Genomic DNA, 26,913 nt, shown 5'->3' with positions numbered 1-26,913 from the left:
GGCGGGACTCCTTTCACTGCGGGGGAGGAGGGAGGGGACGAGAAGGAACACGCGCGGTCAGGCGGTGTCGAAGACGGTGTCGCGGGTGGCGGTGAGCGCGGTCAGGAGCGCGCCGTTCAGAATCGGGGCGCTTTCGACGGTGCTCAGCCGCAACTCCGGCCGGGGCAGGGCCAGTCCGGACATCTCCGCCCCCACCAGCTCGCGCAGCCGCTCCCCGCCGGCCCGGCACACCTCGCCCGACAGCACCACGAGCGCGGGGTCGACGACCGCGACCACGGCCGCGAGCCCGAGGGCGATGCGCCGGGCCAGATCGGTGAGGACGTTGTCACCGGTGCCCGGCACGGCGGCCGCCCGGGCCAGCGCCTCGGGGGCGGTGCGGGCGTCGATGCCGTAGGTACGGGAGAGTTCGAGCACGGCGGGTGAGCTGACGAGCATCTGGAAGCCGCCGCCCCCGTCCGGGCCGGTCGTGGCCTCCGGTCCGCCGCGCGCGAGCGGCGCGCCGGGCAGCGGCATGTAGCCGACCTCGCCCGCGCCGCCGGTCGCCCCCCGCAGTGGCTTCCCGCCCAGCACGACGGCCGCGCCCACGCCCTCGTCGGCCCACAGCAGCACGAAGTCGTCGAAGCCCCGGGCGGCACCGCCGTGTTGTTCGGCGACGGCGGCGAGATTGACGTCGTTCTCGATGACGACGGGCGTGCCGAGCGCCTCGGCGAGTTCGCCGCGGAGCGTGCGCGCGTGCCAGCCCGGCAGGTGCGGGGCGTAGCGCAGGGTCCCGGTGCGGGGGTCGAGCGCGCCGGGCGTGCCGATGACCGTGCGGTGCAGCGCGTCCCACCCGAGGCCCGCGCCCCGTAGCGCCCCGGCCACGGCCTCGGCCACCAGGGCGGGTGTCCGGGTCCGCACCTCCTCGGCGAGGGCGTCGGCCTCGATGTGGTGTTCGCCGACGACGCGGCCGGTGATGTCCGCGACGGCCGCGGTGATCCCGTTCTCGTCGGCGGCGAGCGCGGCCACGTGCGCGATGGCCGGGTTCACCTCGTACAGCCGGGCGCTGGGGCCGGGCCGGCCCGTGACGCTCCCGGACGACACGACCAGCCCGCCGGCCTCCAGCCGGCCGAGGAGCTGGGAGGCGGTGGGCTTGGACAGCCCGGTCAGCTCGCCGAGCCGGGTGCGGGTGAGGGGGCCGTGGGTGACGAGCAGATCGAGCGCGGCGCGGTCGTTCATGGCCCGCAGCACGCGGGGTGTCCCGGGGGCCTGGGCCATGGCCTCGCACCCGCCCTTCGACGTCTCGGAAAGTCTGTTAGGAAACCTTCCTATTGGGGTGGGACGGTAGGACGCGGATCGACACGGCGTCAATAACCATGCCGCGCGGCCGCGGGCCCCGAAACCGGCCAACTGCCCGTTCGCCCTGGCGGAATCCGCCTCTTGACGTGCGATTTTACCTTGAGAAATCGTTTGATCGCTGCGTGTCATGAGGCAGAGGTGTGTGGTGACGTCTGCCCGGTCCCTCTGCCAGAGTCCTTTCCAGGGAGACCCTTTGTCCGGCGACAGCCACCTGCTCAAGGTCTACAGCGACCGCCCCTACGTCCACACCACCACGGTGCGCCACCAGGGCACGACCGTGGCCCTGGCCATGGACGACCAGCGGCGGCTCGTGTACACCGTGCTCGACCTCGCGCGGCACGACGAGACCAAGGGCGAACTCGACGCCGCCTACTGGTCGGAGAACCCCCTCCCGCTGCGTTTCCCCTCCGAGATCACGGATGCGGGCTTCGCGGCCGTCGGCGCCACCGCGCTGCCGACCGTCAAGCGCGGCGGCAGGGTGGAGGCCGCCCCCGGCGAGCGGCTGGACGAGGACGAGGTGGACCCCTTCCTGTCCACCACGGCCAGGCTCACCGCCCTCGCCCCCTTCCACGCCATATCCGACGGCACGCACATCGTGGTGCTGCGCCAGTCCATCGGGGCGGCGCACCCCGACGCGGTCCACAAGCTCACCGGCGGCGCCTCCTCCGGCGATGGGGACCGCGCGGACCACGTCAAGGACCGCGAGGGCGCCAAGGTGCCCCTGGTGGCGGACACCCTGCTCTGCGACCGCTTCCTGCTCGTCGGCGGCGAACTGAAGCCGGTCCTGGAGGCCCGCTACCGCCGCAGCCGCCACAGGACCCGCCCCGACTCGGCCAAGGACAGCCTCGGCACCACGGACATGGAAGGCCGCCCCTTCCACGAGCCGACCCAGGAGCTGTCGTTCGTCCGCAACCTCTCCGGCGGGCGCTTCACCGCCTTACTCGTCCCCACCGCCGTGCACGGGCGGCAGCGCTGGCAGGTCTTCGCGCACAACGACGCCACCGGCCGCATCGACTCCTTCAACATCGAGCAGGGCCGCGACGGGCTGTTCAACCTCCAGGGCACGCAGGCATGGACCAGCCCCGACGCCGCCTACCGCGACGCGGTGTACGAGAGCGGGCCGGGCACCTGCCCGTTCAGCGGGCAGCCGCTGGTTCCCGTGGTGAGCACCGAGGGGCACGCGGAGACCGCGCTGGCCTTCGGCGAGGGCGACGCCCATGTGCGCGTGCCCGAAGGACCGCGGCTCGCCGGCACCGACTTCACCGTCGAGTTCTGGGCGCGGCGCACCGCGACGGGCCGCCAGGAGTTCCTGATCGGCCACGGGGACGAGTCGGGCAGCCCGCTCAAGTCCCTGCACATCGGTTTCCGCGAGGACAACCGCTTCACCTTCGCCTTCTACGCCGAGGACCTCAACGTCGACGGCCCGGTCACGGACACCTCCTGGCACCACTGGGCCTGCGTCTACGACCACGAGGCCCGTCGGCAGACCGTCTACCGCGACGGCGAGCAGGCCGGCAGCCGCACCACGGGCTCCGGCTACACCGGTACCGGCGCCCTGCTGCTGGGCCGCGCCCTCGCCCAGGGCGCCCGCGCCGAACTCGACGAGGTACGGATCTGGGACCGCGCCCGGACCCCCGACGAGATCGAGCGTGACAAGAGCGTCCGCCTCATCGGCAACGACCCCGGCCTGATCGCCTACTACCGCTTCGACGAGGGCTCCGGCACCCGCCTGCACGACCAGACGGACCACGCCCGCCACGGCGCGTTCGTCGGCGCACCGCGGTGGGTGGCGTCCGAAGCGCCCATCGGCGACCACCCCGGCGTACGCCGCGACAGCTTCGCGGTGACCGGCCGCACGACCGTCTCCGGGCTGTCCGCCGTCCTCTACCACCAGCAGGAGGACACCAGCACGGGCTACGACCGGGCCGCGAAGCCCGCCAAGCGGCAGGCCCGGGTGCTGCTCTCGTACGCGACCGGTGGCCCCGACCCGAAGACCGGCGCGGCCTCCGAGGAGTCGTACCTGGCCACCGTCGACTTCGGCGTGGGACGCGACGGGCGGCTCGCCCAGGTCCCCGACGAGCTGACGCTGCCGGTGCTCGCCGCGCCGGACGGCAGCGCCGACGTGGAGACGATCAGTGAGCTGGACGGCCGGATCCGGGAGACGGTCCGGGAGATCGCGGCCAAGGAGGCCGAGGCCGCCGACCTCACCCGGCAGACCGCCGACGTACCGGAGCTGGAGCGCCTGCGCGGGCTCTTCTACACCCGGTCGCAGGACTTCACGGGCTGGTCGCTCCGGCTGCGCTTCCGGGTGACCCGGAACGGCAAGGACCAGTACCTCGCGGTCAAGGGCGACGGCCAGGGGCAGGGCGACTACCCGCCGGTGATCCGCACCTCCGACAAGGACGCGAAGTCGGCGCTGTGGTCCATCGAGATGCCGCCCGGGTCCGGGTGGAACGGCTCCATGCTCTACAACCTGCGCAACATCCACACGGGCAAGGACCTCAACGTCTCGGGCGCGAGCAAGGACAACGACACCCCGCTCATCGTCTACCGGCGCGAAGCCGGCGCCTGGAACAGCCTCTTCGGCATCTACGAGCAGCGCGACGGCTCCGTCCTCCTGACCAACCGGAACAGCGAGAAGTCGGTCTGCGCGCCCGACCGGCTCGACGACCGCGTCGTCCAGCACGACACCACCGGGATGGCCGACTACGCCGCCGGGCTGATCATCCTGGAGCGGGTCGCCCTCTACGGCGGGCACCCCGACATCGCCGACGCCGTCAAGCGCGTCGAGGCCCTCGATGCGCAGCTCGCCGAGCTCCGGCCCAAGCGCGAGCTGCTCGCCGAGCGGCAGCGCGAGATCGCCGCCCTCCAGGCCGAGTTGGCCGCCGCCCGCGAGGAGCTCGCCCGTCTGACCGGCGGCCTCAAGGGCGCCGACGACATCGCGCTGCCCATGCCGCAGCTCTCCCTCGACCGCACCGGTCTGAGCTGCTCCGGCGCCCTGCTGGCCTTCGCCCGCTCGGCCGACCGGCCGCACCTGCTGGACAGCGCCACCGGGAACGTCGTGGTGTATTTCCGCGGCTCCAACGGGCAGTTCTTCGCCGCCTACTACGACACGGTGGTGGCCCGCTCCTCCCGGCGTCTGACGGCGGGCGACGGCACGGCCGTCACCTTCACCGCCCGGGACTCCGGCACCGACCTGGGCGCGGTACGGATCCGCGTCAGCGAAGGCGACGGGCCCGGCCTGTGCGACCTCACCGTCGAGCGGGACGGGGAGCGCGAGACCTGGAAGCGGCTGCCGCGCCGGGCCGCCGACTTCGCCGCGATCGTCAACGGGGCGCCGGAGACGCCCGTCACCGTGGGCGCGGTGAAGTCGTTCGACGCCACCACGCGACTCCTGTCCGGCGGCAAGGCCGGTGACATCGTCGGCGGTGTGCTCCAGCTCGCCGAGGCACTGTCCGGCGCCCTGCCCGCCCGTACGCCCGTCACGGTCGGCGGCCACCTCTACCTCACGGAAGCCGACCACGCGCCGGGAGCGACCTCGCTCCGGCTGGGCGACGGTGAGGGCGGACCCGAGCCGCAGCCGGGCGATGCGGTCGTGCGCCTGCGCTACGACCACCGCTCCGCCTCCTCCAGCCGGCCCGGTGTTCCGCTGTCCGCGGGCTCCCACCTGCTGTTCGCCGACCCCGGTGCGGCACAGGAGATCCCGCTCGGCGAGGTGGCCGACCCGGTCGCCGGGCACGCCTGCCGCTGGCGCGCGGACAAGCCGGGCCGGGCGTACTCCTTCGACGGACAGCGGAACGTCCTCACCCTGCCGGAGGAGCAGCTGGACCGGGCCGCGGTGACCCGCGACCTGACCCTGGAGGCGTGGATCAACCCCGAGCGGATCTCGGGCGCGGCCAGGATCGTCCACGCCCGCACCGGCGACGTCCCGTACTCGCTGGGGCTCCTCGCCCCGACCGCCGTGGCGACCCCCGCGCTGGCCTTCGACGGCAAGAGCGGCGTGGCCGTCACCGAGAAGAGCATCGACCTCGCCGGCAAGAGCTTCACGGTGGAGTTCTGGGCCCGGCGCACGACGGAGTGGGAGTACCGGCCGCACTACATCATCGGCCACGGGACCTCGCACGCCACCACGAGGGGATCCCTGCACATCGGCTTCCGCGACACCAGCGCCTTCACGTTCGCGTTCTACGGTGACGACCTCACCACCAACCACGGCAACGACGACACCGACTGGCACCACTGGGCCTGCGTCTACGACGCGGCCACCCGGGAGCAGGTGATCTACAAGGACGGCGTCGAGGAGGGCAAGCGCGTCGCGTCGGGCCACTACCTCGGCAACGGTGACTTCAGCTTCGGCAGCTCCTTCGCCGGCTGGGTGCCCGAATACGCGCAGGTGGAGACGGACGAGGTCCGGCTGTGGGACACCGCCCGCACCGCCGCCGAGGTCCGGCGGATGAAGAACCGGCGGCTGACCGGCGAGGAGCCGGGCCTGATGGGCTACTGGCCCTACGCCGAACCGGCACCCCAGGTGGCCGGGAAGCCGGGCGTCCTGGACCGCTCCGGCAACGGCCGGCACGTGTACCTCAAGGGCGGCGTCAGCCCCGTCACCGCGCCCGCCGCCCTGTCCACGGCGGCGGACCCGGACGCCGGCTACCGCGTCGTCGCCGCCGTCGGCGGCAGCCTCGTCGCCACCCGCGCCACCTTCCCCCCGCGCGAATGGGCCCACCTCGCCGCCGCCTACGAGCAGTCGTGGGCCGTCGAGCTGACCGACGGCGCGTACCTCGAGACTCCCGACAACGACGCCCTCGACATCCCCGACGACCTCACGATCGAGGTCTTCTGCCGCGTCGACGCCCTCGGCACCACCCAGGGCCTGCTCTCCAAGGGCCGGGCCGCCGACGGCTCCGGCGGCAGCGTCCCCTACCGGCTGCTCGTCCTGCCCGACGGGACGCTGGAGTTCGCCTTCGAGGAGCCGGGCGGCAAGCTCGTCCGGCTCGCCTCCACCGCGGCCCTGACCGCCGGAACGTTCCACCGGATCGGTGTCGTCCGCAAGGGCGGCCGGTCGACGCAGGAGCGCAAGGGCAACCAGGAGATCACCACCGTCGGCGCGGACGGCAAGCCGGTCAAGCAGACCGTGGAGCTCGTCGAGTCCGTGGACATGCGGGAGTGGCAGGAGGTCCGCTTCTTCATCGACGGCCGCGAGGCCGGCACCGCCCGCTACGAGGGTCCCGGCCCCAAGGGCAACACCGGCACGCTCGACATCGGCCGGGCCCGGGACGGCCTTGAGACGCACGCCTTCACCGGCGTCGTCGCCGAGGTCCGGCTGTGGGGCGCGGCACGCGACGCCGCCCAGCTCGGCGCGCCCGTCTCCACCCGCGACCGGGGCCTGACGGCGCACTGGCGGTTCGAGGAGAACGCGGGCAACACCGCCGCCGACACCACCGGCTCGCACGCCCTCCGGCTGCGCGGTGCCCGCTGGACCCGCAATCCCGACCCGCGCGGCAGCGCCTTCCGTCTCTACCGCAACGGCGTCTCGGTGGCCTGCGACCCGCTGGAGTCGGCGGACTTCGCCGACCACGGCGACGCCCAGCTCACCCTCGGCGCCCGGCGCAAGGACGGCACGGCCGGCCAGGCCTTCGACGGCGTACTCGAAGAGGTGCGGATCTGGCGCACGGCCCGCACCCAGGAACAGGTCCTCGACAACCTCTTCACCCGGCTGGGCGGCGAGAAGGAAGACCTCATCGCCTACTGGCCGTTCGACGCCGCCTCCACCGAGACCACGGCGGAACTTGTACGGGACGAGGGGCTGCGCGGCAACCACCTGACGCTGTCCGGCGGTGACGCCCGTCCCGCCGCGGTCCTGTCCACGGCGCCGGTCTCCACCGACACCGCCCAGGTCCGCTCGGCGCTCGCCGCGATGCGCACCCCCTTCCACGAGACGGTCTCCGGTTCGCCGGCCGTCGCCGAGTACGCCGACATGCAGTACACCGCCAAGGGCGAGGCGTTCGGCGTCCTGAAGCGGGCGTACGGCTATCTGCGGGACGGCCGCTGGCACCTGGTCACCGGCTACAAGGTCGGTGACCTGGTGAGCGAGTGGGTCAGCCAGGTGCAGTTCGACCCGCAGCTGGTCGGCTATGTCGAGGGCGCGCCGCCGGTCCCGTCGGAGAACCTCACGCCCAACACCGTCGACCCCGACCGCTCGACCTACGACGGCATCGCGTCGGTGGAGTTCACCGAGGCCGAGGAGGTCGTCCACTCGCTGTCGTCGGCCAAGGAGCGCAGCGTCGACGCGGCGTTCGGCTTCGCGCTGTCGAACGAGGTCGACGTCGACATGTGGATGATCACCGCACCGCTCGGCTTCGGTGTCGCCAAGTCGATGGTGAAGGCGAAGGTGTCGGCGGGTGTCCGGGGCAGCCTGGAGTTCTCCAACAGCTGGGCCGAGGAGACGGCCGTCTCGCAGGGCGAGAACACCGCCCGTTCCCTGAAGGTCGACCTCTCCGGCAGCTGGGAGGACCCGCTGAGGCCCCTCAACCCGGCCCTCGGCCGCCGTTACATCCCCGTCAACACCGGCTTCGCCCTGGTCCAGTCCCAGACCGCCGACGTCTTCGCGCTGCGGCTCGCGCACAGCGGCGCCCTGGTCGCCTACCGCATCCAGCCCAACCCCGACATTCCCAAGGACTGGAACGTCGTTCCCTTCCCCCTCAACCCCCGCTACACCAAGCAGGGCACCCTCGACGGCACGGTCGGCTTCGACGAGCGCGGCAAGGTCCTCGACCCGGACTACACCGCCGCCCGCGACCACGGCGAATACAGCTACTACAAGCCGCGCGAGGCCTATGCCATCAAGCGGCGCATCCAGCGCGAGCAACAGCGGCTGCGCGGCTACTACGAGTCCGTGTCCACCGAGACCCACGCACCCGACCCCACCGCCGAGCGGGCGGGCCGGGTCCTGGGCGGTGCGATCGGCGGGGACACCGCGCCCGGCACGGCGCGGGAGACCGCCGGCAGCTCCACCGGTGCGGGCTTCTCACGCCGCGACCTGGTCAACACCTATGTGTGGACGGCGGACGGCGGGTTCTTCGCCGAGACCACCGAGACCACCGACGCCGTCAGCGAGACCACCTCGGGCTCCTACTCGCTGTCCGGCTCGGTGGGCACCTCCCTCGGCACGTCCTTCGACGTCATGGGCATCGGCATCAACGCCCAGCTCGACGCCTCCATCGGGGGCGGCATGACCGCCACCCGGGCGCGCGGCAAGGAGGCCACCCGGTCCTTCGGCCTCAACGTCACCTGCTCGCCGTCGGGCAACGTCCAGCAGTACGACGCGGGCCGCAAGCCGGTCTTCGACGCCGACGGCAAGCCCGTCAACGCACCCGGCAAGGTGGACGCGTACCGGTTCCTCAGCTTCTACCTCGGCGAGGACACCGAGCACTTCGACACCTTCTTCCACAAGGTCGTCGACCCGGCCTGGCTGGAGAGCGGCACCGACCCGAACGCGGCCGCGCTGCGCCAGGCCCGCCAGTCGGACCGCAAGCCGCCGTGCTGGCGGGTGATGCACCGCGTCACCTTCGTCAGCCGGCTCCTGCCGCCCGTCGCCGCCGCCGAGGCCGCGCCCCTGGAGCGGGCGATGCGGCAGCTGGACGTGGAGAGCAACTACGAGCTCGTCCGGCGCCTGGACCCCTACGTCAAGGGCGCGGCCACCGGACGGGCCGAGCTCTCCCGGGCGGTGCGCGACGCGCTCGCGACGCACCTGCCGGAGCTGAGCCCGCACGCGGAGGAGGTGACGGGCTTCCTCGCGCAGTACTACGGCGTCGAGGGCTGACCGGCTGAGCGACGTCCCGCCGACGGATCCACGCTGTCGGCGGGACGGCCGGCACAAGGGCGCCAGGGCCGGAAAAATCATGCGACGTCCCGGCCCCGCCGGTGTTAGCTTCAACCACCATGGAACCACTCGGCGAGAACGACATACGTGCCTCCTTCGTGAACTGCTCCAAGGGGGAGGCGCGCCGGCTCAGCCTGCCCCGGGGACTGGCCGAACTCCCCTGGGCGGACCTCGACTTCCTGGGCTGGCGGGATCCGGGCGCCCCGGACCGCGGCTACATCGTCGCCGAGCGGGCCGGGGAGCTGGTGGGGGTCACGCTGCGCGTCCCGCAGGGCGGCCCGCGGAGCATGATGAAGACCACGATGTGCTCGCTCTGCCTGACCGGGCACGTCGCCTCGGGGGTCTCGCTGCTCGCCGCCCGCAAGGTCGGCGCCGCCGGCCGCGACGGCAACACCGTCGGCGCCTACATGTGCGCGGACTTGGCCTGCCCGCTGTACGTGCGGGGCAAGAAGCAGCCGCTGCTCGCGATGCGTTACAAGGAGACCCTGGACGTGGAGGACCGGATCACGCGCACGCTCGTGAACCTGGACGCGTTCCTGGACAAGGTCTTCCGGGTCGAGGACGCGCCGGCCCGGGCCTGAGCCCGGACGCACGGAAGCCGGGGCAGCCGCCCCGGCTTCCGTGCGTGCAGTAGTGCGCGGCTCAGGCCTGCTCGGCCCGGGCCCGGCGGCGGGCGAGCAGCGCCTCGCGGCGCTCGTCGAACTTCGTCGCCTGGTCGTCGAGGCCGCCCATGTACAGCCCCAGCTCCTCCTGGGCGCGCAGACCGTCCGGGCCCAGCCCGGTGATCTCCAGGACCTTCAGGAAGCGCAGCACCGGCTGCAGCACGTCGTCGTGGTGGATGCGCAGGTTGTAGATCCCGCCGATGGCCATCTGCGCGGCGGCCCGCTCGAAGCCGGGGATGCCGTGGCCCGGCATCCGGAAGTCGACCACGACGTCCCGCACGGCGCTCATCGTCTGGTCGGGCGCCAGCTCGAAGGCCTTCCCCAGCAGATTGCGGTAGAAGACCATGTGCAGGTTCTCGTCCGTGGCGATCCGGGCGAGCATGCGGTCACAGACCGGGTCGCCGGAGTGGTGGCCGGTGTTCCGGTGCGAGATGCGGGTGGCCAGCTCCTGGAACGCGACGTACGCGACCGAGTGCAGCATGCTGTGCCGGTTGTCGGACTCGAACCCCTCCGACATGTGCTGCATGCGGAACCGCTCCAGCGCGACCGGGTCCACGGCGCGCGAGGTGAGCAGGTAGTCCCGCATCACGATGCCGTGCCGGCCCTCCTCGGCGGTCCAGCGGTGCACCCAGGTCCCCCAGGCGCCGTCGCGGCCGAAGAGCGAGGCGATCTCGTGGTGGTAACTGGGGAGGTTGTCCTCGGTCAGCAGGTTGACGATGAGGGCGGTACGCCCGATGTCCGTCACCTTCGACTGCTCGGGGGCCCAGGCCTCGCCGCCCATGACCCCGTCGAAGTTCCGCCCGTCGCTCCACGGCACGTACTCGTGCGGCATCCATTCCTTGGCGACCTTGAGGTGGCGGTTCAGCTCGGTCTCGACGACCTCTTCGAGTGCGAACAGCAGGCGGCTGTCGCTCCACACGGCCCGGGAATGGTGGCGGAGGGGGGCGATGGTCACAGACAGCTCCTGGTGCGGGGACGATCTTACTTACGGATCCGTAGGTTACGACACCGTAGGTTAAGGGTGCGGTAAACGGCAAGAGCCGCCCTTCCGCAAGGACGGTGTGTGCGGTGGCCGTCACGGCGTGTGCGTCGACGAGGCGTGCCCTGGCGGGCTATGGGGAGCTGATGCGAGGGCTCAAGGGCCACATGGCGTCGTGGGCCGACGGTCCGGTCAGCGCCGTCGTGGCCGTGCGCGACGGAGCCGGGCACAGCGAAAAGCCCGGCACCTCCGCGGGAGCGGGAGGTACCGGGCTGAAAAACTCGGCGGAACTCGGAAAAAAGGGGGGTGGGACAGCCGTTACCGCGACGGGCGCGGGTGGTGGGTGTCGTGCGTGTGGGGGTTGTCCGAGTGCTTCGCCGCGACCATCGTGAGGCCCGCGATGACCAGGAAAGCGACGATCGGCGCGGCGACGTAGAGGCCGAGCGTGTTGATCACGCTCATGCCCGGACCCGGGTCGTCACCGTCGTCGCGGGTGAGCGCGAACGCGGGGGACGACATCAGCAGCATCAGCACAGTGCCGGCGGAGATGGCGCCGGCGCGCATGGCGTTCTTGTTGACCTTGTTGCTCACGGGCTCAACGTATCGGACCCGCGTCCGCCCCGCGCGCCCGGGGTCGCCTATGGGGGGCCGACCGGGCCGACCGGGCCCGTCGCGGGCCATTCCCCCCACGTCCCGCCCCAGGTCTTTCCCCAGGTGCCGCTCGTCGGCGCGGTACGCAGCTCGTCCATCAGGGCGTGCAGCCGCGGGGAGGCCGCCAGGTCCTCCAGGGAGAGCGGGCGGCCGGTCGCGTCGGCGATGGGGAGCCGCCAGTTCGGGTACTGGTCCCAGGTGCCCGGCAGGTTCTGCGGACGCCGGTCACCGACCGTGTCCGGGAGCCAGACGCCGATCATCCGGGCGGGGGTGCGCAGCAGGAAGCGGTGGACGGCCTTGACCGCGGCCACCTCGTCGCCCGGGCCCTCGGGGAGCAGGCCCAGCCGGCCGAAGAGCGCCATCCACTCCGCGACCGCCGTCGCGTCCTCCCGCTGCTCCACGCCGAGCGGGCGGGTCAGCAGGCCGAGCCGGTGGCGCAGCTCCACATGGTCGCCGGTGAGACGGGCGGCCGTGCTCGGCAGGTCGTGGGTGGTGGCCGTGGCCAGGCAGTCGGTGCGCCAGCGCCCGGGCTCCAGCGGCTCCGCGCGGCCGCCCGCGCCGTCGTAGTCCCGCTCGAACCACAGCACCGACGTCCCCAGCACCCCCCGCTCGGCCAGCGACTCCCGCACGCCCGGCTCGACCGTGCCCAGGTCCTCGCCTATGACGGTCGCGGCCGCGCGGTCGGCCTCCAGCGCGAGGACGCCGAGCATCGCCTCCGCGTCGTAGCGCACGTACGTCCCCCGCGTCGGCTCGCACCCCTCCGGTACCCACCAGAGCCGGAACAGGCCCATCACATGGTCGATGCGCAGCGCGCCCGCGTGGCGCATCAGCGCGCGCAGCAGATCGCGGTAGGGGGCGTACCCCGTGGCCGCCAGGGCGTCGGGGCGCCAGGGCGGCAGCCCCCAGTCCTGGCCGTGCGGGCTGAAGGCGTCGGGGGGAGCGCCGACCGACATGCCGGCGGCGAAGGCGTGCTGCTGCGCCCAGGCGTCCGCGCCCGCGGGATGCACTCCGATGGCCAGGTCGTGGACGAGGCCGATGCGCATGCCCGCCTCGCGCGCGGCCCGCTGGGCGGCGGCCAGCTGCTGGTCGGTGAGCCAGGCGAGCCAGCAGTGGAAGTCGACGCGGTCGAGGAGCTCGCCGCGGGTGCGGGCCGTACGGGCCGAGCGGGGGTCCTTCAGGGCGCCGGGCCAGGTGCGCCAGTCGGGGCCGTGCACCTCGGCGAGCGCGCACCATGTGGAGTGGTCGTCGAGGGCCTGGCCCTGCTCGGCGAGGAAGTCGCAGTACGCGGCGCGGCGGCCGGGGCTCAGCGGCACGGCCCGCACCAGCTCCAGCGCCTGGCGCTTGGCCGCCCAGACCGCGTCCCGGTCGATGAGGGCATCGCGCCGCAGCACGCCCTCGCGCAGCGCGGCGGCCCGGCCGAGGAGCACCTCGGCGCGCTCGCGCGCGGGGCCGTCGAGATAGGCGAACTCGGCGATGTCCTCGACCCGCAGATAGACCGGGTCGGGGAAGCGACGGGAGGAGGGGCGGTACGGCGAGGGATCGGTGGGCGCGCCGGGCACGGCCGCGTGCAGCGGGTTGACCTGCACGAAGTCCGAGCCGAAGGCCCGGCCCGACCAGGCGGCGAGCTCGGCGAGGTCACCGAGGTCGCCCATGCCCCAGGAGCGGGCGGACAGCAGCGAATACAGCTGCACGAGGAAGCCGTGGGAGCGCTCGGGCGGGGCGGGCAGCCGCTCGGGGGCGACGATCAGCGGCACGCACGCGCTCCGGCCGTCGGGGGCGTGGGCGCGCAGCAGATGACTGCCGAGCGGCAGGGCCTCCGCGAGGCCCGCCCCGCCGAACAGGGGCGCACCGTCCCAGGCGATTGCCCGACCGCCCTCGGTGTCGACCCGCAGGGCCGTGCCCTCCGGCAGCGTGGGCAGTGCCCGCCCGTGGGCGCGCGGCGTCCCGTCCGCCGCCGCCCGCAGGACCACCGCCCCGGGCAGCAGCCGGCGGCGCTCGGTGGCGGCATGGGCGTCCAGGGCGTCCCGGACGGCACGGGGGGTGGACGCGTCGACGCCCAGTGCGGCGAGGACCGCGACGACGGTGTCCTCGGGCACCTGGAGTCCCTGGCCGGGCGCGGGCTCGTAGGAAGTGGCGACACCGTGCAGTTCGGCGAGCCGCGCTCGGCCCATTCAGACCTCCGAGGACTCCGTACCGAAGGCCGGTCCGTGGACCGTGGCCGTGGGTTCGCTGGTGAGCGGCAGTTCGGTGGCCAGCGGGGGCTCGCTGGTCAGCGGGGTCGCGTCGGCGAGCGGCGGCTCGCTGGTCAGCGGGGGCTCGGCGGGGGCCCCGGAACCGGAGCCGGCCGGGAGCGGGCCGTCGAACTCCGGGAGGTAGCCGTCGTCGTGCGCGCACGCACACGGGGACGGCACCGGTTTGGACAGGGCGGACAGCAGGAGCTGGGCGGACGCGGCCACAGGGGCCTCCCGGGGGTGACGGCAGTGGGTCACGTCTGCACTACCCACTCGGGGCGGCCGCAGACGTACCGGACCAAGGAACGTGTCCCGGGTCACATTACGTTCCTCTATGTCGATTTAGCGGTGCTTTCGTGGGCTTCGTTTTCCGTTCGCTCATCGACTCGCCGGGCAATACCGGCACTTCGGTCACGTGCGTTGACACGCATCGCGCCTGGTGATGGGCTCACTGCCCACGAGCGTGCACCTTGGGGCGAGGAGAAAGCCGTGCGGTTCCCGGGTAACGAACCCTCGTACGACAGCCACGGCGGAGAGCGGCAGGCGGAGCAACCGGCAGAGCGGCACGAGCAGCGACAAAAGGGGCGCGTGCTCCGTGCCGTCGGCACCGGCCGCCTCGGCCGCCTGGGTGAACCCTTCGTCGCCCGCCCCCGCAAGGCCGGAGCCACCGTGCTGGCCGCGGCCCTCCTCGGCGGACTGCTCGGCGGCGCGCCCGGTGCCGTCGCCGACCCGCGCACCGGCGGCGCCACCACCACCGCGGGCCCCGCCGACCGGGAGAGCGCCGACGCCGCGCCCGCCGTCTGGCCGCGCCCCCAGTCGCTGAGCGCCCAGGGCTCCTCCGCGCGGATCGGCGACGAAGTCACCGTCATGGCCGACTCCGGCGCCGACCCCTACGCCCTCGACGTGCTCCGCGAGACGCTGCGTGCCCTCGGCGCCCGTACCGTCGTCGACGCCGGCGCCGGCGGCACCCCGCCGCCGCGCGGCCTGATCGTCTACGCGGGCGGGCAGCCCGCCGAGGACGCCCTGCGTGCCCTCGGCGCCCCCGCCGTCGACGACCTGCCCTCCGGCGGCTACCGCCTCGCCACCGGACAGGTGGACGGGCGGCCGACGGTCGCGCTCGCGGGGCTGGGCCCGGACGGGCTGTTCCACGCGGCGCAGACACTGCGCCAGCTGGCGGTGGAGCGCGACGGCGGCAAGGCCTTCGCCGGCGTGGTGGTGCGCGACTGGCCGGGCACGGCCGTGCGCGGGCTGACCGAGGGCTTCTACGGCCGACCCTGGTCGCGGCAGCAGCGCCTGGACCAGCTCGACTTCATGGGCCGCACCAAGCAGAACCGCTATCTCTACGCCCCGGGCGACGACCCCTACCGCCAGGCCCGCTGGCGCGACGCCTACCCCGCCGACCAGCGCGCCGAATTCCGGGCCCTGGCCGAGCGGGCCCGCCGCAACCACGTGACGCTCGGCTGGGCGATCTCGCCGGGGCAGGCGATGTGCTTCTCCTCCGACTCCGACCTGCGGGCGCTCGCCCGCAAGGTCGACGCGATGTGGGCGCTGGGCGTGCGCGCCTTCCAGCTCCAGTTCCAGGACGTCAGCTACAGCGAGTGGCACTGCGACGCGGACGCCGACGCCTTCGGCTCCGGGCCCGAGGCGGCGGCCGCCGCGCAGGCCAAGGTCGCGGGCGCCCTCGCCCGGCACCTGGCGGCCAAGGGCCCCGAGGCGGCCCCCCTGTCGCTGCTGCCCACCGAGTACTACCAGGACGGGCGGACGGCCTTCCGGCGTGCGCTCGCGGGCGCCCTCGACCCGCGCGTGGAGGTGGCGTGGACGGGCGTCGGGGTGGTCCCCAAGACCATCACCGGCGGTGAACTGGCCGACGCCCGGGCCGCCTTCGGCCACCCGCTGGTCACCATGGACAACTACCCGGTCAACGACTACGCGCAGGACCGTATCTTCCTCGGCCCCTACACCGGCCGGGAGCCGGCCGTCGCGGTCGGCTCCGCCGCCCTGCTCGCCAACGCCTCCGCCCAGCCGGTCGCCTCCCGCATCCCGCTGTTCACCACCGCCGACTACGCGTGGAACCCGCGCCAGTACCGCCCCGAGGAATCCTGGCGCGCTGCCGTCGACGACCTCGCCGGCCACGACCCCGCCACCCGCGAGGCCCTCACCGCCCTCGCCGGCAACGACCGCTCGTCCGTCCTGGGCGGCGAGGAGTCCACGTATCTGCGCCCCCTGCTGGACGCCTTCTGGGCGGCCCTGGCCACCACCGACGCCGGGCGGCTGACGGAGGCCGGTGACCGGCTGCGCACCGCCTTCCGCGCCATGCGCGACGCCCGGCAGCGGCTCTCGGGCTCCCTCGGCGGCCTCGACGCCGAGGTGCGGCCCTGGCTCGAGCAGCTGGCGCGGCACGGCGAGGCGGGCGAGAAGGCCGTGGACATGCTCACCGCCCACGCGCGCGGCGACGGCACCACGGCCTGGCGGGCCCAGCTGGACGTGCAGCGGCTGCGCGAGCGGATCGAGGACAGCCGGGTCACGGTCGGCAAGGGCGTCCTGTCCCCGTTCCTGGAGCAGGCCCTGGCCCGGGCCAACGGCTGGACGGGCATCGACCGGCCGCTGCGCACCACCGGCCCGGCCACCGACGGCGACCCGACCACGAGCAGCCCGTCCGCCCCCGGCGAGACCCTGACCGTGCGGCTGCCGCGCCCCCGCCCGCTGACCGCCGTTACCGTGCTCACCGCCCCCGCCCCCGGCGTGCGCGGCACCGTCGAGGCACACGATGCCGACCGCGGCTGGCAGCCGCTCGGGACGGTCTCCGACGGCGGCTGGACGCAGGCACCCGGCAAGGGCGTACGGGCCGACGCGCTGCGCCTGGTCTGGGCCGCGGGCAGCACGGCGCCGGCCGTCCACGAGGTCACCCCGTGGTTCGCCGACGACCCCTCGGCCGACTTCGAGCTCACCCGCCGGGACGCCGACGCCGAGATCGGCGGCCGCCCGGCCGTCGTCGACGCCCGGATGATCACCCGGCGGCCGGGAACGGTCCGCGAGAAGCTCACCGTCATGGCGCCCCCCGGAGTCACCGTCCGGGCACCGGCGGAGATCACCTCGCCGCGCGGCGGTGTCACCACGGCCCGGATCGAGCTGTCGGTGCCCGCCGGGACGGCCGCGCGCACCTTCACCGTGCCCGTCCGCCTCGGCGACCAGGAGCGGATCCTGACCGTCCGGGCCTATCCGCCGACCGGCGGCCCGAACCTGGCGCGCGGGGCCCGGGCGACCGCCTCGGGCCAGGAGACGGGCCGTTTCCCGGCCTCGGCGGCCATCGACGGCGAGACGGGGACCCGCTGGTCCTCACCGGCCTCCGACGACGCCTGGTGGCAGCTGGAGCTGGCCCGCCCGGCCCGTCTCGGCCGGCTGGTCCTGCACTGGCAGGAGGCGCACCCCGCCCGCTTCCGCGTGCAGGTCTCGCCCGACGGGCGCACCTGGCGGGACGCGGCGGTGGTGGCCGACGGCAAGGGCGGGGTGGAAACCGTCCGCATGGACGCGCCGGGCGCGCGCTTCGTCCGGGTACAGGGCGAGAAGCGGGCCACCCGCTTCGGCTACTCCCTGTGGGAGGTCGAGGCGTACGCCGTACAGGAACGGCCGGGGGCGGCTCCCCGGCAGGAGGACAAGCAGGAGAGCAAGCGCTGAGACCGGGCCATCGCCGCGCACGCGCCCTCGAAGCCCGGGGAGCGCGGTGCACCTGGACGACAATGGCCCGGTCGACTCAGGCGGAAATGCCGTCGATCCGGGCCATCGCGTCCTGGGCGCCGTATGCCTCCAGGTAAGGCAGCCAGCGTGGATCCCGGTGGCCGGTGCCGATGATGCGCCAGGCCAGCCCCGACGGCGGGGCCGGTTGGTGCCGCAGCCGCCAGCCCAGCTCCCCGACGTGCCGGTCGGCCTTGACGTGATTGCAGCGGCGGCACGCGGCCACCACGTTCTCCCAGGCGTGCTGGCCGCCGCGGCTGCGCGGAACGACGTGATCGACGCTGGTTGCGACGCCACCGCAGTACGCGCATCGGCCGCCGTCACGGGCGAACAGAGCACGGCGGGTGAGCGGAACGGGCCCCCGAAAGGGCACCCGCACGAAGCGCTTCAGCCGGACGACGCTGGGTGCGGGGACGGTACAGGTCGCGCTGTGCATAAAGGCGCCGGAGTCCTCGAGGCTGATGGCCTTCTCATTGAGGACGAGTATGAGCGCGCGGCGGAGCGGTACGACGCCGAGCGGCTCGTACGACGCATTGAGGACCAGGACATGCGGCACGGGTGCCTCCTTGTACGCCGGCGGCGCGTGGCTCGCGCCGGGACGATCTCCTGCAAGTGTCCCCTGACCCCCGCTCGGAGCGCCACCATCACCGGGTAACGGGCCACAGGTGTTTTCGAGCACACCGCGTTCATCCCCCGCCCAAGACCTGTTCCATCTCGAACACAGCAACGGAACGCGACGTCTGCCCCGTTAGTGTGGTGAGTCCGCCCGTTCCGCTTCTCGGCGCGGGCGTGTCCCACACGAAGGGTTCCTGCTGTGTTCTGGTCCGCTGCTCTGGGCGCAGACTCACCGACCACCCCGCCGCCCTCGTCCCTGGACGAGGCGCAGAGGACGGCGAACGACGCCGCCGGCTGGGTCGAGGAGAACTGGTCCATCTGGCTCAGCAATGGCCTGCGCATGATCCTGATCATCGTGATCGCCGTGGCCATGAGGCATCTGATCCGCCGGGCGATCACCAAACTGATAGCGCGCATGAACCGCAGCGCCGAGGCCGTCGACGGCACGGCGCTCGGCAGCCTCCTGGTCAACGCCGAACGGCGCCGGCAGCGCTCGGAGGCCATCGGCTCGGTGCTGCGCAGCGTCGCCTCGTTCCTGATCATGGGAACGGCGGCCCTGACGGTGCTGTCCGTCTTGCAGATCAATCTGGCCCCGCTGTTGGCCAGCGCCGGTGTGGCGGGTGTGGCCATCGGTTTCGGCGCCCGCAATCTCGTCACCGACTTCCTCTCCGGCGTCTTCATGATCCTTGAGGACCAGTACGGCGTCGGCGACGAGGTCGACGCCGGTGTCGCCACCGGCACCGTCATCGAGGTCGGCCTGCGCGTCACCAAGCTGCGCGGGGCGAACGGCGAGATCTGGTACGTCCGCAACGGCGAGGTCAAGCGCATCGGCAACCTCAGCCAGGGCTGGGCCACCGCGGGCGTCGACGTCCAGGTCCGGGCCACCGAGGACCTGGAGCGGGTCCGCTCGGTCGTCATCGCGGCCGGTGAGGAGATGGCGAAGGCCGAGCCGTGGAACGAGCGGCTCTGGGAGCCGGTGGAGGTCCTCGGCCTGGACGCGGTCTACCTCAATTCCATGGTCGTCCGTGTCTCGGCCAAGACGATGCCGGGCAAGGCCCTCGGTGTCGAGCGGGAGCTGCGCTGGCGCATCAAGCAGGCCCTGGACGAGGCGGGCATCCGTATCGTCGGCACCGCCCCCTGGGAGGCGGAGGACGAGGCCGCCGCCGACCCGAGCGCCGCCGTGGCGGCCCCCTCGGTGCTGGCCAACCCCACGTCCCCGCAGTCCCTGGCCACGGCCCCGATACCGGCCCCGCTCACGCCGGGCGCGGGGGCCCCGCTGGGCAAGTAGCGCCGCCACAGCCCTACACCGTAGAACGCCGGGGGCGCCCCGGGCCGCAGTGGCCCGGGGCGCCCCCGTTTTCCGTCGCCGACGGGCGTCAGGCCGCCGCGGCGTCCGCCGCCTGGGCCTTCAGCGCGCGCTCGACACCCGCGCGGGACTCGGTGACCAGCCGGCGCAGGGCCGCGTTCGGCCCGGCCGAGGCCAGCCACGCGTCCGTCGCGTCCAGCGTGTCCTGCGACACCAGCAGGGACGGGTAGAGGCCGACCGCGATCTGCTGCGCGATCTCGTGGCTGCGGCTCTCCCAGATGTCCTTGACGACCGCGAAGTACTTCTCGCTGTAGGGGGCGAGCAGCTCGCGCTGGTCGGTCTGGACGAAGCCGCCGATGACCGCTTCCTGCACCGCGTTGGGCAGCTTGTCGGACTCCACGACCGCGGCCCACGCCTCGGCCTTCGCCTCGGCCGTGGGACGCGCGGCGCGCGCGGACGCGGCGTGCCGCTCGCCCGCCGAGGTCTTGTCGCGCTCCAGCTCCGCCGCGATGGCCTTCTCGTCGGCGCGGCCGGTGGCGGCGAGACGCTCCAGCAGGGCCCAGCGCAGCTCGGTGTCGACGGCGAGGCCCTCGATCACCTCCGTGCCGTCCAGCAGCCCCTGGAGCAGGTCGAGCTGGTCACCGGTGCGGGCCGTGTCGGCGAACGCGCGGGCCCACGCCAGCTGGTGGTCGCTGCCGCCCTCGGCCGCGCGCAGCTGCTCGAGCGTCGCCTCGGTCCACCGCGCCAGGCCGCTCTCGCGCCAGTCGGGGGCCGCGTACAGGTCCAGGGCGAGCTTCGCCTGGCGCTGCAGCGACTGCACCACGCCGATGTCCGACTCCTTGGTGACGCCGGACAGCACCAGCGAGAGGTAGTCGCGGGTGGCCAGCTCGCCGTCGCGCGTCATGTCCCACGCGGAGGCCCAGCACAGGGCGCGCGGCAGGGACTCGGTGAAGTCGCCCAGGTGCGCGGTGACGGTCGCCAGCGACTCGGCGTCCAGCCGCACCTTCGCGTAGCTCAGGTCGTCGTCGTTGAGCAGCACGACGGCCGGGCGGGCCCGGCCCACCAGCGCCTCGACGGGCGTCAGCTCGCCGTCGACGTCCAGCTCGATGCGGTCCTTGCGGACCAGCTTGCCGTCCTCGTGCTCGTACAGGCCGATGGCGATGCGGTGCGGGCGCAGCGTCGGCTCGCCCTTGGCACCGGCGGGCAGCGCCGGGGCCTCCTGCTTGACGGCGAAGGAGGTGATGACGCCGTCGGCGTCCGTGGTGATCTCGGGGCGCAGGATGTTGATCCCGGCCGTCTCCAGCCATGCCTTCGACCAGGTCTTGAGGTCACGCCCGGAGGTCTTCTCCAGCGCGCCCAGCAGATCGGACAGCCGGGTGTTGCCGAAGGCGTGCGCCTTGAAGTACGCCTGCACGCCCCGGAAGAACTCGTCCTGACCGACGTACGCCACCAGCTGCTTGAGCACGGAGGCGCCCTTGGCGTAGGTGATGCCGTCGAAGTTGACCAGGACGTCGTCCAGGTCGCGGATGTCCGCCATGATCGGGTGGGTGGACGGCAGCTGGTCCTGCCGGTACGCCCAGGTCTTCATGGAGTTCGCGAACGTGGTCCACGAGTGCGGCCACTTCGAGCCCGGCGCGTACGCCTGGCAGGCGATGGAGGTGTACGTGGCGAACGACTCGTTCAGCCACAGGTCGTTCCACCACTCCATGGTGACCAGGTCGCCGAACCACATGTGGGCCAGCTCGTGCAGGATCGTCTCCGCCCGCACCTCGTACGCCGCGTCCGTCACCTTCGAGCGGAAGACGTACTGGTCGCGGATGGTGACCGCGCCCGCGTTCTCCATCGCGCCCGCGTTGAACTCCGGCACGAAGAGCTGGTCGTACTTGGCGAAGGGGTACGCGTAGTCGAACTTCTCCTCGAACCACTCGAAGCCCTGCCGCGTGACCTCGAAGATGGCGTCCGCGTCGAGGAACTCGGCCAGCGAGGGACGGCAGTAGATGCCGAGCGGGACGCTGCGCCCGTCCTTCTCGTACGAGCTGTGCACGCTGTGGTACGGGCCGACGATCAGCGCGGTGATGTAGCTGGAGATCCGCGGCGTCGGCTCGAAGCGCCAGACGTCGCCCGCGGGCTCGGGGGTCGGCGAGTTCGAGATGACCGTCCAGCCCTCGGGCGCCTTCACCGTGAACTGGAAGGTGGCCTTGAGGTCCGGCTGCTCGAAGGAGGCGAACACGCGGCGCGCGTCCGGCACCTCGAACTGCGTGTAGAGATAGGCCTGCTGGTCGACCGGGTCGACGAACCGGTGCAGTCCCTCACCGGTGTTGGTGTACGCGCAGTCCGCGACGACCGTGAGCTCATTGCGCCCGGCGAGCAGGCCCGGCAGCGCGATCCGGCTGTCCTGGAACACCTCGGAGGCGTCGAGCGCGGTGCCGTTCAGCACCACCTCGTGCACGGTGGGGGCCACCAGGTCGATGAACGACTCCGCGCCCGCCTCGGCCGCGTCGAAGCGGACCGTGGTCTTCGACCGGTAGGTGCCGCCCTCCTGCGCGCCGGAGAGGTCGAGGTCGATCTCGTACGAGTCGACGGTGAGCAGGCTCGCCCGCCGCCGCGCCTCTTCGCGGGTCAGATTCGTTCCAGGCACCTGGGCATCTCCTTAACATCGCGACTTTCCGCCCATCCTTCCATGGGGACGGGGGCGGGCGCCCGTGTTAATCCGGCTGCGGGCCGCAAACGCCGGACGGGCTGCACATGCAGCCCGTCCGGCGTTGGAGGACACCGCCGCGCAGCGGAGGTGCGCAGGTACCCGCAGGCGTCAGCCGCGAAGCTCCGCCGCCACCAGCTCCGCGATCTGGACGGCGTTGAGTGCCGCGCCCTTGCGGAGGTTGTCGTTGGAGAGGAACAGCGCGAGGCCGTGCTCGACGGTCTCGTCGACGCGGATCCGGCCCACGTAGCTGACGTCCTCGCCGGCCGCCTGGAGCGGGGTCGGGATCTCGGAGAGGGCGACGCCGGGGGCGTCCTTCAGCAGCTCGTGCGCGCGCTCGACGCTCAGCGGACGCTCGAAGCGGGCGTTGATCTGGAGCGAGTGACCGGAGAAGACCGGGACGCGGACGCAGGTGCCGGAGACCTTCAGGCCCGGGATCTCCATGATCTTGCGGGACTCGTTGCGGAGCTTCTGCTCCTCGTCCGTCTCGAAGCTGCCGTCGTCGACGATCGAGCCGGCCAGCGGCAGCACGTTGAAGGCGATGGGGCGCTTGTAGACACCGGGCTCCGGGAACGTCACGGCGTCACCGTCGAAGGCGAGCTGGTCGGCGGCCTCGGCGACCTGGCAGACCTGGGTGTGCAGCTCGGCGACGCCGGCCACGCCCGAGCCGGAGACGGCCTGGTAGGTGGTGGCGACCATGGCGGTCAGCCCGGCCTCGTCGTGCAGCGGACGCAGCACCGGCATGGCGGCCATGGTGGTGCAGTTGGGGTTGGCGATGATGCCCTTGGGGCGGTTCGCGATCGCGTGCGGGTTGACCTCGGAGACGACGAGCGGCACCTCGGGGTCCAGCCGCCAGGCGGAGGAGTTGTCGATCACCACGGCACCGGCCGCGGCGACCTTCTCCGCGAGCGCGCGGGAGGTGGCGCCGCCGGCCGAGAAGAGCACGATGTCCAGGCCGGAGTAGTCGGCCGTGGAGGCGTCCTCGACGGTGATCTCGGTGCCCCGCCACGGCAGCGTGGACCCGGCGGAACGGGCCGAGGCGAACAGGCGCAGCTCGGCGACCGGGCCGATTGAATTGAACGCGCCCCGCTCGTCGAGGATCTTGCGCATGACTCCGCCGACCTGACCGGTGGCTCCGACGATTCCGATCCTCACGGGCGCTCCCTACCTCATACGTTCACGTGTGCGTGTATCGCGATAGACGGTCTTACCTGGTTCAACAGTTCCATCATGAGGTGCTACCCGCACCAAAAGTCCAATCCATTGCCGCAGGCCCCGGCCCTGCGGTGACCGGGATCACGGCTACGGGGCGGGCGCCCGTGCGGGCGCCCGCCCCGTAGGCCGTTCACCGAGGGGTTACGACACGACCTTCTCGATCTTCACGCTGCCGCCGCCCGCGGCCGTGCCGGCCGCGTTGACCAGCTGGACGTCACCGAAGAAGGTGCGCCCTTCGGGAGCCGCGCCCGCGACCACGACCTGGGCCGTGACCTGGGCGGACGCGCCCGCGTCGAGCTTGACGACGGCGGCCGGGTCGACCTTGACCTCGCCCAGCGCGGGGGCGAAGTACACATCGCGGTAGTCGTACTCCGTGCTGCCCGCGGGCACCTCGTAGCCGCTGACCTCGATGGTGTACTCGCCCGCGGCGGGTGCCTTCAGGCTGACCAGCTCGTCCGAGCCGCCGCTGGTGGAGGCACCGACGGGCTTGCCGTCCTTGAAGACGGCCAGGTCCAGATCCGCCTTGGGGTCCGAGGCGCCGCCGATGGCGGCGTCGAAGCGGGAGACGCCCGCACCGAGGGTGACCTTGGTGGTCCGCTTCTCACCCTTCTTGATCGACGGCCGGTCGATCTTCGACGAGCCGAGCTGGCCGCCCTTGAGCCTGCCGTCGAGCGCGGCGAAGCCGTTGGTGGCCTTCCAGGACACCGTGGCGGGGGTGCCGATCTTCGCCTCGGGCACGGTCTGCGTGGCCGGGTCGAAGGCGACGCCCAGCACGGAGGCCGTCAGCGCGTACGGGTTGTCGAGCAGCGGGGAGGTGCGGCGGGACTCGACCTCGATCTCCCAGACACCCGGCATCGGGTTGGCGTACGTCCGCAGCTCGGGGCGGCAGGTGTTGGCCGGGTTCGGGTAGTTCGGGTAGCAGTTGACCGTGGAGGTCGGGTCGGCCGGGACGCCGTAGGGGCTGATGGCGATGAACCGGGTCTGGCTGCCCGCGGCCAGGCCGCCGAGCGAGACCTCCAGCGACTTGGCGCCCTTCGGCACCTTCACGAAGTACGAGGTGGAGGCGTTGCGCGTGGCCGTGCCGGAGGCCTTGACCACGTACGACGGCTGCGCCAGCGGCTGTGCGACGACGACGGTCGACAGGATCTGCTTGTCGATGCCCTCGGTGCGGCCGTCGTCGACGGTCAGGATCGCGCTGTGGATACCGGCCGCCTTGGCCTTGGCACGCACCTTGACGGTGACCGGCTTGTTCAGCGGCAGCCTGACCTCGTTGTCACCGACGATCTTGAACGTGCCGTCGTTGTTCTCCCAGCCCAGCTCGTGCCAGAGGGCACGGTCGGGGCCGGTGGTGCGGGTCACGACGACGTCGTAGGTCTTGCTCTCGCCGGCCTTGAGGCCGCCCTCGCGGTCGTAGAGCCCGGTGCCGAAGCCCGGGGTCTTCAGCGCACCGGAGAGCGCCGTGGAAACCGGGGCCTTGACCGTGTACGCGTGACCGGTGGCGCCCGCGCGCAGCGCGTCCCAGGCGTCCTCGATCTGCATCAGGCCCGCACCCTGCTCGTGCGGCTGGAAGCCCTTGATCTTCTTCGCGGTGCTGGTGAGCGCCGTGCGCAGATCGGCCGGGGTGAGCTTCATCTTCTTCTGCTTGGCGGCCGAGATCAGCAGCGCCGAGGCACCGGCGGCCTGCGGGGAGGCCATCGAGGTGCCCTGCAGCATGCCGTAGCCCGGCGGGAGCTGGTAGCCGGCCTCGGCGACGGGCGCGCCGGGCTCCCAGGTGGGAGTCGTGTTGACCGAGGCACCCGGGGCGGAGATCGTCGGGGTGAAGCCGCCGTCCTCACGCGGGCCGCGCGAGGAGAACGGCATCATCGCGTACGAGGTCTTGACCTCGGAGCCGTAGTTGGCGGCCCAGGTCTCCTTCGACACGGACGCGCCGACGCTGATGACCTTGTCGGCCAGGCCGGGGTCGCCGATGGTGTTGGTGCCGGGGCCGCTGTTGCCCGCCGAGATGACGAGCTGGACGCCGTAGTCGTCGATGAGCCGGTTGTACAGCTCGGAGCGGGCGTTGTTGCCGTCGTTCAGCGCGGGCAGTCCGCCGATCGACATGTTGACGATGTCGACACCGCGGTTGACGACGAGGTCGATCATGCCCTCGGTGAGCGCCACATTGGTGCAGCCGCCGGACCAGGTGCAGGCGCGCGAGGAGACGAGCTTCGCGCCCGGGGCCGCGCCGCTCATCTTCCCGCCGAACAGGCCGTTGGCCGCGGTGATGCCCGCGACGTGGGTGCCGTGCTCGGACTCGATGACGCCGATGTTGACGAAGTCGGCCTTCTTGCCGACCCAGTCGCCGCCCTTCGGCGTCATCGAGACGTCCTTGCGGATCTGGATGACGAAGGGGATGCGCTCGGCGATCGGGGTGTCGGGGTTGTCGGTCCCGAAGTAGCCGATCTGGTAACCGTCCTTGTACGGCTTCATCTCGGCGTCGTTGCCGAAGTCGCCGTTGTCGTCGAGGTCGACGCGGGCGGTGCCCTTGGCCTTGTCGTACAGGACCGCCCAGGAGTCGGTGGTGTCGCCGTCCCGGTTCAGGTCGCCCTTCATGTCGCCGCCGGCGGTGACGCTCTCCCGGAAGAGGCTCACGTCGTAGGAACCGGCGGGCACGGTGTAGTTGCGTCCGTTGAAGGAGAAGCTCGGCCCGGAGACGGCGTTCGTCATCGGCAGCCACGTGCCGTCGGCGTCCGCGAGCGGGTCGGTGGCGGTGACCCAGTCGACGATCTTGCGCTCGCCGGTGGTGGTCTTCTGCAGCGCGGGGTGGCCGAGGTCGACGCCGGAGTCGAGGATGCCGATGGTCACGCCGCGGCCGTCGGCCTTGGGGTGGTCCTCGACGAAGTCGACGGCACCGGTCTCGAAGGACGGCTGGTAGGGGTTGGCGGCCGGGGTCTTCCGGTCCGGGCCGGGGTACGCCTTGGCCTTCGCGGCGCGCTCGCCCTTGACGGTGTCGGCGCGCGGCGTCGGGTCGGGAAGCCGGATCTCCTGCTGGAGGTCGATGCCGTGCACGGAGGCGAGCTTCTTCGCCTCGTCGATGGCGGCGTCGGCCTTGCCGGTCGGGACGGTGGCCCGGACGTAGCCGAGCTTGTCGTAGGACTCGCCGACCGAGGCGCCCTTGATGGCGCCGATCTTGTCCTTGATCTGCTCGGTCCCGCCGGGGGCCGTCGCGATCATCATGGTGACGGTCTTGACGCCGTCGGCCTTGGCGTCGGCGAGCAGCTTCGCGTCGTGCGAACCGAGCTTGTCCGAGGAGGACTTGACCGGGCCCGGGGCGGGGCGGGGGTCGTCGGCGAAGGCGGGCGCGGCGCCCGCGGCGGTGAGCGCGGCCACGACGGAGGCCGCGACGGCTATTCGGGCCGCGCGTCTCGCGCCGCCGACGGGGGCGTGCTGGGGATCGGGGGTCATGAATATCCCTAGGTGACGACGTAGAAGGACGTACGAGGACCTGGCGGGGCCAGGGAGGAAGCGTCCGGAAATCGGACCGGATGAGCGCTCACTTTTATGGAAGTGACGGGGGTTTGGGGAGAGTTGTCGGGGTGGGAAAGTAAGGATGGCGTAAACCCGCCAT

13 protein-coding genes are annotated in these 26,913 nt (G+C 72.6%); 4 read left to right on the top strand and 9 right to left on the bottom strand.

What is annotated here, in order from left to right:
- Positions 1-57: 57 nt before the first annotated feature.
- A complete protein-coding gene (locus tag JO379_RS11930) occupies positions 58-1,254 on the bottom strand; it encodes an ROK family transcriptional regulator (RefSeq protein ID WP_242626034.1) in 1,197 nt (398 codons plus the stop codon).
- A 274-nt stretch (positions 1,255-1,528) separates the two neighbouring features.
- On the opposite strand from JO379_RS11930, the gene JO379_RS11925 reads away from it, so the two are divergent.
- Positions 1,529-9,157, top strand: a complete 7,629-nt coding sequence (locus JO379_RS11925) for a LamG-like jellyroll fold domain-containing protein (protein ID WP_209514889.1) — start codon at positions 1,529-1,531, stop codon at positions 9,155-9,157.
- 119 nt (positions 9,158-9,276) lie between these two features.
- Complete coding sequence (locus JO379_RS11920; RefSeq protein WP_130877772.1) at positions 9,277-9,798, top strand: FBP domain-containing protein; 522 nt, start codon at positions 9,277-9,279, stop codon at positions 9,796-9,798.
- A gap of 61 nt (positions 9,799-9,859) precedes the next feature.
- Here the strand turns inward: JO379_RS11920 and JO379_RS11915 are convergent, their stop codons facing one another.
- The 4 genes from JO379_RS11915 to JO379_RS11900 all read right to left on the bottom strand — a co-directional run bounded on the left by JO379_RS11915 (position 9,860) and on the right by JO379_RS11900 (position 13,965).
- Positions 9,860-10,834: an acyl-ACP desaturase gene (locus tag JO379_RS11915; protein ID WP_130877771.1), complete on the bottom strand. Its 975-nt coding sequence runs from the start codon at positions 10,832-10,834 to the stop codon at positions 9,860-9,862.
- Between the two features lie 342 nt (positions 10,835-11,176).
- Positions 11,177-11,449, bottom strand: a complete 273-nt coding sequence (locus tag JO379_RS11910; protein ID WP_130877770.1) for a hypothetical protein — start codon at positions 11,447-11,449, stop codon at positions 11,177-11,179.
- Between the two features lie 47 nt (positions 11,450-11,496).
- Positions 11,497-13,680: a 4-alpha-glucanotransferase gene (gene malQ / locus JO379_RS11905; protein ID WP_209514886.1), complete on the bottom strand. Its 2,184-nt coding sequence runs from the start codon at positions 13,678-13,680 to the stop codon at positions 11,497-11,499.
- Positions 13,681-13,965, bottom strand: coding sequence for a hypothetical protein (locus JO379_RS11900; RefSeq protein ID WP_130877768.1), 285 nt, complete (start codon positions 13,963-13,965; stop codon positions 13,681-13,683). It lies immediately after the preceding gene.
- A 264-nt stretch (positions 13,966-14,229) separates the two neighbouring features.
- Between JO379_RS11900 and JO379_RS11895 the strand changes: the two genes are divergently transcribed.
- Positions 14,230-17,415 (top strand): beta-N-acetylglucosaminidase domain-containing protein, encoded by a 3,186-nt coding sequence (locus JO379_RS11895; RefSeq protein WP_209514884.1) that lies wholly within the window; start codon positions 14,230-14,232, stop codon positions 17,413-17,415.
- 76 nt (positions 17,416-17,491) lie between these two features.
- Here JO379_RS11895 and JO379_RS11890 read toward each other — a convergent pair whose 3' ends face one another.
- The gene (locus JO379_RS11890; protein ID WP_130877766.1) at positions 17,492-18,028 is read right to left on the bottom strand and encodes an HNH endonuclease; all 537 of its coding nucleotides are present in this window, start codon (positions 18,026-18,028) and stop codon (positions 17,492-17,494) included.
- A 258-nt stretch (positions 18,029-18,286) separates the two neighbouring features.
- Here JO379_RS11890 and JO379_RS11885 point away from each other — a divergent pair, with 258 nt between their 5' ends.
- Positions 18,287-19,375, top strand: coding sequence for a mechanosensitive ion channel family protein (locus JO379_RS11885; protein ID WP_130877765.1), 1,089 nt, complete (start codon positions 18,287-18,289; stop codon positions 19,373-19,375).
- A gap of 88 nt (positions 19,376-19,463) precedes the next feature.
- Here the strand turns inward: JO379_RS11885 and pepN are convergent, their stop codons facing one another.
- From pepN to JO379_RS11870, 3 genes are all read right to left on the bottom strand, one after another.
- Positions 19,464-22,031: an aminopeptidase N gene (pepN, locus tag JO379_RS11880; RefSeq protein ID WP_209514882.1), complete on the bottom strand. Its 2,568-nt coding sequence runs from the start codon at positions 22,029-22,031 to the stop codon at positions 19,464-19,466.
- A 171-nt stretch (positions 22,032-22,202) separates the two neighbouring features.
- Positions 22,203-23,246 (bottom strand): aspartate-semialdehyde dehydrogenase, encoded by a 1,044-nt coding sequence (locus JO379_RS11875; RefSeq protein WP_130877763.1) that lies wholly within the window; start codon positions 23,244-23,246, stop codon positions 22,203-22,205.
- 201 nt (positions 23,247-23,447) lie between these two features.
- Complete coding sequence (locus tag JO379_RS11870; protein ID WP_209514880.1) at positions 23,448-26,750, bottom strand: S8 family serine peptidase; 3,303 nt, start codon at positions 26,748-26,750, stop codon at positions 23,448-23,450.
- Positions 26,751-26,913 lie beyond the last annotated feature (163 nt).

Origin of the sequence: Streptomyces syringium (genome assembly GCF_017876625.1) — a bacterium.
Taxonomy (GTDB): Bacteria; Actinomycetota; Actinomycetes; order Streptomycetales; family Streptomycetaceae; genus Streptomyces; species Streptomyces syringius.
This window is presented reverse-complemented; position numbering and strand designations above follow the sequence as displayed.

Excerpts from the sequence above, each read along its gene's own strand:
- malQ (WP_209514886.1), bottom strand. The coding sequence starts at position 13,680 with ATGGGCCGAGCGCGGCTCGCCGAACTGCACGGTGTCGCCACTTCCTAC.
- JO379_RS11930 (WP_242626034.1), bottom strand. The coding sequence starts at position 1,254 with ATGGCCCAGGCCCCCGGGACACCCCGCGTGCTGCGGGCCATGAACGAC.
- JO379_RS11870 (WP_209514880.1), bottom strand. The coding sequence starts at position 26,750 with ATGACCCCCGATCCCCAGCACGCCCCCGTCGGCGGCGCGAGACGCGCG.
- JO379_RS11920 (WP_130877772.1), top strand. The coding sequence starts at position 9,277 with ATGGAACCACTCGGCGAGAACGACATACGTGCCTCCTTCGTGAACTGC.